This window comes from Oscillibacter sp. (assembly GCF_031978065.1).
GTDB lineage: Bacteria > Bacillota > Clostridia > Oscillospirales > Oscillospiraceae > Oscillibacter.
The window spans coordinates 17,460-27,951 of record NZ_DALZCH010000037.1 but is presented as its reverse complement, the minus strand read 5'-3'; the positions used below and the strand labels follow the sequence as shown (position 1 = coordinate 27,951).

The window sequence follows — 10,492 nt, the reverse complement described above, 5'->3', positions numbered from 1 at the left end:
CCGCAACCTCCTGCAAAAAGTCCTTGCCCTTTCCCTGCGCAACGTCTTCCAGAAATGCCCGCTTTTTCTCGCTGCTTCCGGCGGCAAAAGCGATGCCCCAGTCCGCGGCTTTCTCAATCAGATCAATGCATTCACTGGCAAAGAAATCTGGACTGTTTTTTACCTTGCGGATGGCGGCTTCGATTGCGCGCTCGTCGCTGAAAGGATTGCCGAAAAGGCCGGTGAGGTTCAGCATAGTAATGCATTCGCCGCTGTGAGTGCAGGAAGTATCTGCCATTCTGCAAACATCATACAGCCCCTGAACCTGTTTTGCAAGGGCATTTCGCCCGCCGGAGTCAATCGAAGAGAGCCGCGTTTTGTGCACCTGCAAATCTTCGTGGATTTCCTCCACCATGTCGCTTGCCCGACTGCCGGTTTCCCGCAGTGTTTCATAGTAATTGGTCTCTGCTGACTGTCTGTAAATCATTGATATTACTGGATTTCTCCGAATTATATAATTTCACGCCGGTTAATAAAAATCCGTCGACTTTGAATCGACGGATTTTTGTTTTGCCTATATTATGCGGATTTGCGGGAAGCAAGTCCTATAAGGACACTCGAAAGCAATTTGAATGAAAGGAACAATTCAACTTTGTTGTAATATCTGTGAAAATACTTAAATCTTCTGGGATGGTAAGATTAAATCCACAGAGTTATGAAATATATAATATTGGCATAGCGGGCAGTTGCTGGGAAATCTCCTTTCTCAAAAAGGACTCAACTTCTGCACGTACATCGTTCCGATAGCAGTATTTTCCACGACCCCGACCGGTCATAGTCTCCTGGTTAAAAAGCTGTATGGCATTGGGAAAGGCATCTGTGTTAATGGCATTTTGCACGAAGCTGTATGTCATCAGTATGATCTCTATAAACCCATTCTGTCTGACCTTTTCGCTTAACTCGTCTGCAAGCTGCTCAATCAATTCCCCATATAGCTTCTTCCAATCTGAAAGCAGAATCACTGGCGCAATTAGCAGTCCCACCCGATATCCGGCTTCTGCTACATCGTTAAGCGCGCGGATTCGTGCGCGCAGCGTTGATGTACCCAGTTCTATGCGCTGAATGATCTCTTCAGGATTCACGCTCATACGAAATATAGTCTTTCCTCTGTGATCAAGCGCAAGCAGCGGCTCTACCATGTCAAATTTTGATGGGAAAGTCAGACTTCCGCGGCCTTCACGCGCAAAACGCTCAATTGTAATGTGCAAATTATCGGTAATAGCATTTTCAACTAACAGGTCGCTGTTGCTTCCAATTTCAAAAGTCTGAGGCACAACGGCCTCGGCATCTTTTTTAAGCAGTCTATCCAGCATTTGCTCGCGGTTTACAAACAGGCGGAGGTACGCACATTTATTATAATTGCAAACCAGATAGCAATATAGGCACATGGCCGGGCATCCAGAAGAGGTATATGGTACCAGCCAGTCGGAGACCTTGTGGTTCGGCACATATCGGTGTGTCTTTCTCACTCCAACGATAAGATGCCGTTTTAGCTTCGGAAAATCCCGGTTATCCGCCGCTGTCAGTTCTGGTATACGGTTATGACTTTCTATTTCCACCCAAGGTAAGTTTGCGTATTTGGACCGGAGCATTTGCCCCAGCTCATAATCAAGTGCATTTGGCTCGTAATACACTGTATCGAAGCGTATATCCATTTTTAACTCCTCCATATTATTGTATAGTGTGCCACAAATATCGGATGCTATCAAGAACCGATAAAAACAGACATGCGCACTATTCTTTGCTTCTGGGAGAAACAAAAATGGCAATTAGAAATAAATGCGTAAATACTGCTTGCGACTATCTTCAAATTATTGATAATACTTGCTTTTATGCTCTATATTACACTCTGGCCAAAAGGCCACTGAAATCAACGATTTCAGTGGCCCTTTTTTTGAAAAAGTTAGGATTTTGCATCTACGCCTGCCACCGATTTCGAGAGCTCTTGAGACCGACTTTTTCTTTATTTATTGCTGTGCTGAATTTGAGGATGGCAGAGTTTGCATGAGGGCATAAAAATACTCGGGTTTGCCGGTGCTGAAGTATTCATACCAGGCTTCCAACGTGTCCACTTCGAAAACACCCAAACGTTTAATAATCTGCTTTGCCCATGCAAGTCCTCCGGTGGAGCCTGCGGTAATCAGATTACCATCCGCCACGGACTGCTCATCCACATAGAAACTCGTTCCTTTGTAGCCGGAAGTAAACATTTCCAGGAATCCCAGCCCATTGCTGGTATGGGGGCGGTTGTCCAGCAGCCCGGCACCTGCAAGCGCAGCGGTCGCCCCGCAGATCGCGCACACGGTTCCTCCCGCCGAAAGCAATTCACTTGCTTTCGCAAGTATCGCGCCATGCTTCGGGTCATTCCATGTATTGGCCCCCGGCAACAACAGCACACTGGTATCGCTCACAGCAATCTCATCAATCAGGCAATCAGGCACCACCGTCAGCCCGCCCATCGTATGGATCGGCTCTTTGGAATAACTGACCGTTTTGATCGATACCCGCGGTGCAGCCTTGCTAAAAAAACGACCGGTATTTAATTCCGAAGTAACATGCCCCAACTCCCAGTCGGCCAAGGTGTCCAAAACGTAAACATAAACTGTAAACATAAATTCCCTCCGTTTTTATTGCATTTCTTACAGACTTATTGTACCATGGAATTGTTGACAACAGCATGGCAACAATCGGCAATGAAAAAAGGGATTTTGGAGGGAAGCCGTCAGATGAAAGTAGATAGACTTGTGAGCATTATTATGATACTCCTTGAAAAAGAGCGGATCGGCGCACAGGAGTTAGCAGATATGTTTGAAGTTTCTCCCCGCACAATCTATCGTGACATCGACGCCATCAATATGGCGGGGATTCCTGTTCGCGGAGCGGCGGGAGTGGGCGGTGGCTTTGAAATCATGCAGCAATACAAGCTTGATAAAAATGTTTTTTCCACCGCCGACCTTTCCGCTATCTTGATGGGGCTTTCCAGCCTTTCCAACATGATACGGGGGAATGAACTGGTAAACGCCCTTGCGAAAGTCAAAAGTTTTATCCCCGCCGACAGAGCGAAAGACATTGAAGTAAAAGCAAATCAAATATGTATAGATTTAAGTCCGTGGATGGGTAACAGGAACATACAACCATGTTTAGAGATGATCAAAACAGCTTTGCAGGAAAGCAGGCTGCTGACCTTTGAATATATAGCCCACCATGGAAATAAGACTGCGCGAACAGCCGAACCGTATCAGCTTGTGTTGAAAAGCAATCACTGGTACTTACAGGGGTATTGCTATAAAAGAAATGCTTTCCGATTATTCAAACTGTCCCGCATGTCTAACCTGCAAATTCAAGAGGAGGTTTTCGCCCCGCGGGATTATGAAAAGCCGCAGTTGGATTTTGACGACATTTTGAAAACCATGCAGACAAAAATCAAAATCCGCATCCACAAGTCTGTCATGGACAGGATACTGGATTACTGTGCTTATGAAGATTTCACGCCCGACGGCGAGGAGCATTTCATTGTGAACTTTCCCTTTATTGAAAATGAATATTACTATGATATTCTTCTGAGTTTTGGGGATCAATGCGAATGCTTGGAACCGCACATCCGCAAGGAGATGAAGCGAAAAGCACAGGACATCGCCACCCTATACGCTTAAACAAATCCTCCATGACACAACTCCGCAAGGAAAGTCATGAGACTGTCCGTGAACTGCGATAGAATGACAGCATACGGAAGGAGGCCGAAGAATGGATTGGATCACGGGAATCCAGCGGGCGCTGGACTATACCGAGGCGCACCTTACAGGCAAGGTGGACTGTGAAGAGGCGGCGAAAGCGGCGTGCTCCTCGCCCTTTCACTTCCAGCGGATGTTCACCATGCTCTGCGGCTTTACGCTGGGCGACTACATCCGAATGCGCCGACTGGCTCTTGCCGCCGAGGACTTGATATGCACGGACAACAAGGTCATCGACATCGCGTGTCGGTATGGCTACGACACGCCCGAAAGCTTTTCCCGCGCATTTACCCGCTTTCACGGCGTCACGCCCACCCAGGCGCGGCACGGTGGTAGCGTCAAATCCTTCTTTCGGCTCTCCGTAAAACTGATTTTATCGGGAGGAACAACCATGGATTACAGGATCGAAAAGAAAGACGCATTCAAAATCATCTGCAAAAAGATTCAAGTAAGCAAGCCCCAGGGCGATGCCGCCACAGAGGACATCTCCGCGTTCTGGGGGAAGTGCAGCGCAGACGGCACAATGGAGCAGATTTGCAAGTACGGCAAGTTTGACAGTCTGCACGGCGTTCTGGGCATTTGCTTTTCCGACGAACTGGCAGACTCCGGCTTTCCCTACGGCATCGGCGCGGAGTACAACGGCGCGCCCCTGAACGGCGAGGGACTGGACGTCATCGACATTCCGGCTTACACCTACGCGGTGTTCATCTGCCGCGGCAATATGCCCGACGCATTCAAGGACACCTATAAGAAGATCTGCACGGAGTTCTTCCCCCAGAGTAACTACGACTATGGCCATGGCGTAGAGCTGGAGGTTTATCCCTCGGCGGATGTGCAGGATCCAAACTACACCTGCGAGATCTGGATTGCGGTCAAGGAGAAAAAGTAAGGGAGACGGTGTTCTCCCGCAACACAAGGGCGGTATCCTGCGATTGACAGGATACCGCTTCGTTGTTTGTTCAATTTTGGGTGTCTGTCCGCCCCAGCAGATAATCCACGCTCACTTTATAAAAATCAGCGAGCTTAATGAGTGAAATGCTGGGAACATCCAAAATCCCGCTCTCATAGCGAGAATACGTTGCCTGGCTGACACTCAACAACTCGGCGATATCCTTCTGGCTCAAGTCGTGGTCTTCCCGCAAATCCCGCAGTTTTTGATACAATGCCCTTACCTCAATGATATTGTATCATATTCGCGGTAAGGAGGCTGTTTTTCAAGGAAAAATCGTGATATCATGAGAAAAAGAATATTCGGAGGATTTTAGATATGGTTCGAGAGATTTGCAAGGACGAGGTCTTCCTCGCGCAGAAGGCAGAAGCGGCAACTGAGGCGAATCTGCCGGTGGCGGAAGACCTGTTGGAAACGCTAATCGCCCATAAGCACGATTGTGTAGGCATGGCGGCGAACATGATTGGCGTGAACAAGCGCATAATCGCCTTCGCGGGCGACGGCGTGCACATAGTAATGTTCAACCCTGAGATTGTGAAAAAGTCCGGTCCGTATGACGCCGAGGAGGGCTGTCTGTCCCTCACCGGCACCCGAAAAGCGAAGCGCTGGAAGTCCATTAAAGTGCGGTATCAAAACCCCGCCTTTCAGGAGCGCTTTAAGACCTTCACCGGTTGGACGGCGCAGATCATCCAGCACGAGCTCGACCACTGCGAGGGAATCATTATCTGATCGTCAGTGAGCGAGAGATAAATCGGGATATGAGGAGGAATTTACGAATATGAAAAGACAAATTGCGTTTTTGCGTGGCATCAATGTAAGTGGTAAAAACAAGATTCCAATGGCAGAATTAAAGGATGGCTTTGAAGAACTCGGCTTTCAAGAAGTTAAGACCTATCTAAATAGCGGCAATGTAATTTTTTCAAGTGATGGAGATGACGTAAGGAGTTTTACAAACCAGATTGAAACAATGATAAAAAATCAATTTGGCCTGGATATTCCGGTTTTTGTCATATTAAAAGAAGAACTTGAGGACATCTTGCGCAATGCACCCGACTGGTGGGGTAATGAAAATAAGGAAATCTATGATAACCTAATTTTTATTATGCCTCCGGCTACATTTGCTGAAGTATTCAACCAGATTGGAGAACCCAAGGAAGAATTGGAAAAGATAAGGGACTACAAAGAAGTGGTATTCTGGTCTTTCAGTCGAAAAGATTATCAAAAAACAAATTGGTGGTCAAAGACGGCAAGTGCACGTATCAGCAAGAAACTGACAATCAGAACGGCAAACACCGTCAAAAAGATAGTTGGAATGTAATTGCGCTTGAAAAGGCCGCCCCAGCGCCAGATCGATGGGCAACACCGCATCACGAAAATATTTGCAGTATGCGCTCGTCCATCACTTAGTTCTGGCAATGCTACATATACCATCAATGAGTATGGTGGATTATTTGTTGATTTAGTATCATTGCTTGTAGGTGCCATTAGTATCTCCGCTTGGAAGCGAGGATACAATTGCACTTAAAACTGGCATATATCAAGTTTACTTAATTGGGAATCGGTTTTCTGGAAATGGTATGATTGATTACGCTGATGCGGAATTTGACTGGAAGAGCATATAAGCTGATATTTTCACCACAGTTTTCGGATGTTGAATCAAGATAGGCGCAGTCCTAGACAGCTAACGCGTCCCAGTTTTAGGGACGCGTTTGTTTTGTCTAAGGACCTTTGCCCCAGTGTGGTATCATTCTATTATAGAAACAATGGAGGCGATACGATGCAGATTAACAGGCTGTTTGAAATGGTGTATCTACTGCTGAACAAAGAGAGTATGACCGCCGGAGAGCTTGCGGTACACTTTGAGGTTTCTCCCCGCACGATTTACCGGGATGTGGAGCTTTTATCATCGGCGGGCATTCCGATTTATATGACCAAGGGCAAAGGCGGAGGAATCGCGCTTCTCGCTGACTTCGTGCTCAATAAAGCCGTGCTGACCGATGGCGAAAAGTCAGATATTCTCTCGGCGCTGCATGCTGTTAGCGCGGTCAGCCCGGAACAGACCAACACGGCGGTGGAAAAGCTGTCCTCCTTGTTTGGAAGCGCAAATGCTGATTGGGTTGAAGTTGATTTCTCCGGGTGGGCCAATGCCGAGGAGGAATCTAGTCTATTCCGCGCGCTCAAGGCCGCCATCATAGGAAAGAGGAAAGCGGCGTTTTACTATCATGGCAGCGAGGGAAGTATGCAGCGCACGGTGGAGCCGCTGAAGCTCTGCTTTAAGGGACAGAGCTGGTATCTTTATGCGTTCTGCGGGGTGCGTAAAGATTATCGCTTTTTTAAGCTCCGGCGCATAAAGGACTTAAAGCTGCTCGACGAGCACTTTGAGCGCACGGCCCCTGCAAAGATATTTAACGACAGCAAGGTGTTTCAGGATGACTTCGTAACCATTACGCTCAAGCTGTCGGAAAAAATGGCGTACCGTGTATATGATGAATTTTCACAGTTTAAAACACTTCCCGGCGGCGAATTTATCGCGCAGCTCACCATGCCCAGAGGCGATTGGGTCTATCAGTACCTCGCAACCTTTGGAGAGCATTGTGAGATTTTAGAACCGGAGGATATTCGTCTGGAAATAAAGGATAAACTACAAAAAACGCTGGCAAGATATTTATAATATGACACATAGCTGTCAATTGGCCTTTGTTATGATGAAAACATCAAAAACAAGGAGGACAATGAAATGAACTATGAAGTTGTGAACTTAGAGGAAAAGACGATTGTGGGAGTAAGTGCTGTCACCGGCAACAGCGACCCCGAAATGGGGAAAATTATTGGCGGGCTGTGGGAAAAGCTGTATCAGGGCGGCCCCAATGTCAGCATAAAAAACAGGGTGAACGCATACGCCATTGGGCTGTACTCTGATTATACAGACAGCGGATACTGCGTAACGGCGGGCATTGAGGTTTCCAAAGCGGAAAACCCTGAACTGACCGTCAAAACGATCCCGGCTGGGAAATACGCAAAATTTTTGGTGCATGGGGATATGGTGCAGGCTGTTGCCAATGCATGGGGAGAAATCTGGCAGATGAATCTAGACCGCAGCTTTACAGGCGACTTTGAGGAATATATGAGCAGTGATCCTGAAAACTGCGACATCGCCCTCTACATTGCCCTGAAGTAAAATAGGAGGAGAAGCCTTGTGAAATTAGATGGGTTTGGAATTTTCGTAAAAGATATGCCGACGATGGTGCGCTTCTACCGGGATGTGCTTGGATTTGAAATCAAGGAGGAAGAAACCGCCAGCAATGTCTATCTTGTGAAGGATGGGACCTTGTTTTTGCTTTATCGCAGAAGCGATTTTGAGCAAATGGCAAATAGGCCGTTTTCCTACGCGAGTGGTATCAACGGACATTACGAAATTGCGATGGGTGTCGAGAACTATGCCGCCGTGGATGCCGCGTTTGCAAAGGTTGTTTCAAAGGGTGCCGTGCCTGTCTTGGAGCCGACAACAGAACCGTGGGGCCAGCGGACCTGCTATATTGCGGATCCGGAGGGCAATCTCATTGAAATCGGCTCCTTTACAAAATAAGCCCGAAAGGGAGAAGAGCTAACAAATGGATTACAGGCAGGAATTTGAGCGCATGATGCAAACACAGACATCCATCGCGCTTGCAACAGTAGCAGACGGAGCGCCTAATGTGCGCATCGTCAACTTTTATTATGATGCAGAGCTGAGAACCCTGTATTTCTCTACCTTCAGCGACAACCTGAAGGTTGCGGAGCTTCAGAAAAACCCTCATATCGCATTTACAACAATTGCGGAAAAAGGGGAAGAGCATGTTCGGGTCAAAGAAGGCACTGCTCGGATAAGTTCTGTGGAAATTGAAAACATCAAGAGCAAGTTTTTGACCAAGCTGCCTGACTATATTATGAGTATTCCTGACGTCCTTCCCGCACTGATTCTGTTTGAAGTCACCTTTGAACAGGCGGAGGTGGTACTCGATTTTGAACACATGGATACCGTTAGATTATAATCTGAAAACTTAGCAGCGGCAGGCCGACAAAAGCGTTAATCGAGACTGTTCCGTAGGGCACACCGTGGATTTTTTCACGGTGTGCCTTTTTTAGTTTCACGGAAGGGGATATGGCCGCAAACGCTTCTGTCTTCAAGGATGCGCATAAAAAAACAGAAATGGCGCAGCAATTGCTGCGCCATCTGGTTTAAAATTCAATTGTTTTTGCTCGAAGCTCTTTTGGCTGTCCGAACCGTCTGACACGGTATGCATTGCGCAGCACTCCGGCAGGCAGACCGCAAAAAAGCATAGATTCGACACAGGGAGTACTCTTATTTGATCTATTAAATTCTCTCCAGTATTTTATGAGCAGCATAGAAAGCCAAAACAACGGCACAGGCGACGAAGATGTTTACTGTGAAAAGTGTTCTTTGGCCAAACCATGCAATCAGTAAAAACAAGAGCATTTGTCCTGCGCCAAATATAAATGCCTTCGTGCGTTTTCCATCTACTTTCTTAATTTGAAATGAATTTTTAAGAATCGCGGATGTGATTATAAAGGCGGCGGGGATGATGATGCCGATGGATATCACGCTCCCCAGAGAAACGGCCATCGAGAAGTCAAGCGGCTTTCCGGTGACGGCATTGCGTATGAGGAGAATCGTGTCACTGGAAATTACAATATTGATCAGCCCGAGGATAGACAAGCACCAGCAAACCGTATCAAAAAAATCAATGGTTCGTTGCTTCCGTGTTTCAGGAGGCAGACTGGCAATTACATTGTCACAAAATGCCTGATAATCTCCTCCAATGACGGAGTGAATAGGTTCTTCCCGCTGCTGGGCGGAAAGCACCATTTCCGTAAGGTCCTGACGGACAAGCTCCTGATGGTATGCTGAGATTTTCGCTCCCCGCAAATAGCAGATCATATCGGTAAAGGCCTCCTGATTTTCCGCGCTGATCTGCTCATCCAAGGCGTTGTTGCTCCGGTTAAGCTCTCTGGTTTTTTGATTCATTTCATTTGCCTCCTCTTTGGAACAGTAAATTTACTGCAAACTCAAGCTCGCGCCAACTGGAATAGAAGCGGTCAAGCTCCTCTTCTCCGGCAGGTGCGAGAGAAAAGTATTTTCGCTTCGGTCCTACCGGAGACTCCCGGTACTGCGCGGTAATCATTTCGTTCTTTTCCAGCCGCAGCAAAAGCGGATAGATTGTTCCTTCCGAAATATCTGCAAAACCGTAAGCTCGCAGATTTTCTGAGATTTCATAGCCGTAGGTTTCCTGTTGGCTGATTACCTTTAGAATACAGCCCTCCAGCGTTCCTTTCAGCATCTGCGAGGAAATCATCGGTTTACTCCCCCTATCTTGCATTGCATTGTAGATTAGCTATATTGTAACGCAAGGTAGATGCTTTGTCAATACCGCGCTGAAAATTTGAATCGGCTTTTTTTGAAAGCAAAAACATATTAATATTTATTTCTATTTACTAATTGGCTTAAATAATGTTTATGTTATACTTAATTGTATTGAAGTCCATGAGAGGAGGGAGCTACTTGAAGCTTGACAAAATTCCCCGCTGGATCCTGTCCCTTGAGCTGGAAGATGCGGCGTTTCTTCGCAACTTTGTGCTGCTGCCGGGGTCGCTGAAAGAAATTGTCAAGCTGCATGGCGTTTCTTATCCCACCGTCCGCCTGCGGCTTGATAAGTTCATTCAAAAAATCGAGCTGAGCAATTAACAGGAGGAGGAACCGTTTTCCGCCTTTATT

14 protein-coding genes and 1 pseudogene are annotated in these 10,492 nt (G+C 47.0%); 9 read left to right on the top strand and 6 right to left on the bottom strand.

Features of this window, described 5'->3' with window-relative positions:
* The 3 genes and pseudogenes from RTK01_RS07500 to RTK01_RS07490 form a co-directional block, all read right to left on the bottom strand.
* Positions 1-466, bottom strand: a pseudogene (locus RTK01_RS07500) (hypothetical protein); the annotation flags it as partial.
* A 226-nt stretch (positions 467-692) separates the two neighbouring features.
* Positions 693-1,694 (bottom strand): SPL family radical SAM protein, encoded by a 1,002-nt coding sequence (locus RTK01_RS07495; RefSeq protein ID WP_397352498.1) that lies wholly within the window; start codon positions 1,692-1,694, stop codon positions 693-695.
* Between the two features lie 312 nt (positions 1,695-2,006).
* Entirely contained in the window at positions 2,007-2,651 is a 645-nt protein-coding gene (locus tag RTK01_RS07490) for a DJ-1/PfpI family protein (protein WP_312280377.1), read from the bottom strand.
* Between the two features lie 114 nt (positions 2,652-2,765).
* On the opposite strand from RTK01_RS07490, the gene RTK01_RS07485 reads away from it, so the two are divergent.
* The gene (locus RTK01_RS07485; protein ID WP_312280380.1) at positions 2,766-3,692 is read left to right on the top strand and encodes a YafY family protein; all 927 of its coding nucleotides are present in this window, start codon (positions 2,766-2,768) and stop codon (positions 3,690-3,692) included.
* 91 nt (positions 3,693-3,783) lie between these two features.
* A complete protein-coding gene (locus RTK01_RS07480; RefSeq protein WP_312280376.1) occupies positions 3,784-4,659 on the top strand; it encodes an AraC family transcriptional regulator in 876 nt (291 codons plus the stop codon).
* A gap of 70 nt (positions 4,660-4,729) precedes the next feature.
* Here RTK01_RS07480 and RTK01_RS07475 read toward each other — a convergent pair whose 3' ends face one another.
* Positions 4,730-4,933, bottom strand: coding sequence for a helix-turn-helix transcriptional regulator (locus tag RTK01_RS07475; protein WP_312280375.1), 204 nt, complete (start codon positions 4,931-4,933; stop codon positions 4,730-4,732).
* A 104-nt stretch (positions 4,934-5,037) separates the two neighbouring features.
* On the opposite strand from RTK01_RS07475, the gene RTK01_RS07470 reads away from it, so the two are divergent.
* The 6 genes from RTK01_RS07470 (at position 5,038) to RTK01_RS07445 (ending at position 8,750) form a co-directional block, all read left to right on the top strand.
* Positions 5,038-5,448, top strand: a complete 411-nt coding sequence (locus tag RTK01_RS07470) for a peptide deformylase (RefSeq protein ID WP_312280374.1) — start codon at positions 5,038-5,040, stop codon at positions 5,446-5,448.
* Positions 5,449-5,497: 49 nt separating this feature from the next.
* A complete protein-coding gene (locus RTK01_RS07465) occupies positions 5,498-6,037 on the top strand; it encodes a DUF1697 domain-containing protein (RefSeq protein ID WP_312280373.1) in 540 nt (179 codons plus the stop codon).
* Positions 6,038-6,496: 459 nt separating this feature from the next.
* Complete coding sequence (locus RTK01_RS07460) at positions 6,497-7,390, top strand: YafY family protein (protein ID WP_312280372.1); 894 nt, start codon at positions 6,497-6,499, stop codon at positions 7,388-7,390.
* 66 nt (positions 7,391-7,456) lie between these two features.
* Positions 7,457-7,897 (top strand): GyrI-like domain-containing protein, encoded by a 441-nt coding sequence (locus RTK01_RS07455; protein WP_312280371.1) that lies wholly within the window; start codon positions 7,457-7,459, stop codon positions 7,895-7,897.
* A gap of 18 nt (positions 7,898-7,915) precedes the next feature.
* Positions 7,916-8,305 carry a VOC family protein gene (locus tag RTK01_RS07450; RefSeq protein WP_312280370.1) on the top strand — a complete coding sequence of 130 codons (390 nt, stop codon included), beginning with the start codon at positions 7,916-7,918 and terminating at the stop codon, positions 8,303-8,305.
* Positions 8,306-8,330: 25 nt separating this feature from the next.
* A complete protein-coding gene (locus RTK01_RS07445) occupies positions 8,331-8,750 on the top strand; it encodes a pyridoxamine 5'-phosphate oxidase family protein (protein WP_312280369.1) in 420 nt (139 codons plus the stop codon).
* A gap of 323 nt (positions 8,751-9,073) precedes the next feature.
* Here the strand turns inward: RTK01_RS07445 and RTK01_RS07440 are convergent, their stop codons facing one another.
* Positions 9,074-9,703, bottom strand: coding sequence for a hypothetical protein (locus RTK01_RS07440; protein WP_312280368.1), 630 nt, complete (start codon positions 9,701-9,703; stop codon positions 9,074-9,076).
* Between the two features lie 43 nt (positions 9,704-9,746).
* A complete protein-coding gene (locus RTK01_RS07435; RefSeq protein ID WP_312280367.1) occupies positions 9,747-10,073 on the bottom strand; it encodes a PadR family transcriptional regulator in 327 nt (108 codons plus the stop codon).
* A 206-nt stretch (positions 10,074-10,279) separates the two neighbouring features.
* Here RTK01_RS07435 and RTK01_RS07430 point away from each other — a divergent pair, with 206 nt between their 5' ends.
* Positions 10,280-10,462: a DUF2089 family protein gene (locus tag RTK01_RS07430; protein ID WP_312280366.1), complete on the top strand. Its 183-nt coding sequence runs from the start codon at positions 10,280-10,282 to the stop codon at positions 10,460-10,462.
* Positions 10,463-10,492: the final 30 nt, after the last annotated feature.

Bases quoted from the DNA above. Each gene is read 5' to 3' on its own strand.
- RTK01_RS07495 (WP_397352498.1), bottom strand. From the start codon at position 1,694: ATGGATATACGCTTCGATACAGTGTATTACGAGCCAAATGCACTTGAT.
- RTK01_RS07460 (WP_312280372.1), top strand. From the start codon at position 6,497: ATGCAGATTAACAGGCTGTTTGAAATGGTGTATCTACTGCTGAACAAA.
- RTK01_RS07445 (WP_312280369.1), top strand. From the start codon at position 8,331: ATGGATTACAGGCAGGAATTTGAGCGCATGATGCAAACACAGACATCC.
- RTK01_RS07480 (WP_312280376.1), top strand. From the start codon at position 3,784: ATGGATTGGATCACGGGAATCCAGCGGGCGCTGGACTATACCGAGGCG.
- RTK01_RS07455 (WP_312280371.1), top strand. From the start codon at position 7,457: ATGAACTATGAAGTTGTGAACTTAGAGGAAAAGACGATTGTGGGAGTA.
- RTK01_RS07485 (WP_312280380.1), top strand. From the start codon at position 2,766: ATGAAAGTAGATAGACTTGTGAGCATTATTATGATACTCCTTGAAAAA.
- RTK01_RS07470 (WP_312280374.1), top strand. From the start codon at position 5,038: ATGGTTCGAGAGATTTGCAAGGACGAGGTCTTCCTCGCGCAGAAGGCA.
- RTK01_RS07490 (WP_312280377.1), bottom strand. From the start codon at position 2,651: ATGTTTACAGTTTATGTTTACGTTTTGGACACCTTGGCCGACTGGGAG.
- RTK01_RS07465 (WP_312280373.1), top strand. From the start codon at position 5,498: ATGAAAAGACAAATTGCGTTTTTGCGTGGCATCAATGTAAGTGGTAAA.
- RTK01_RS07435 (WP_312280367.1), bottom strand. From the start codon at position 10,073: ATGATTTCCTCGCAGATGCTGAAAGGAACGCTGGAGGGCTGTATTCTA.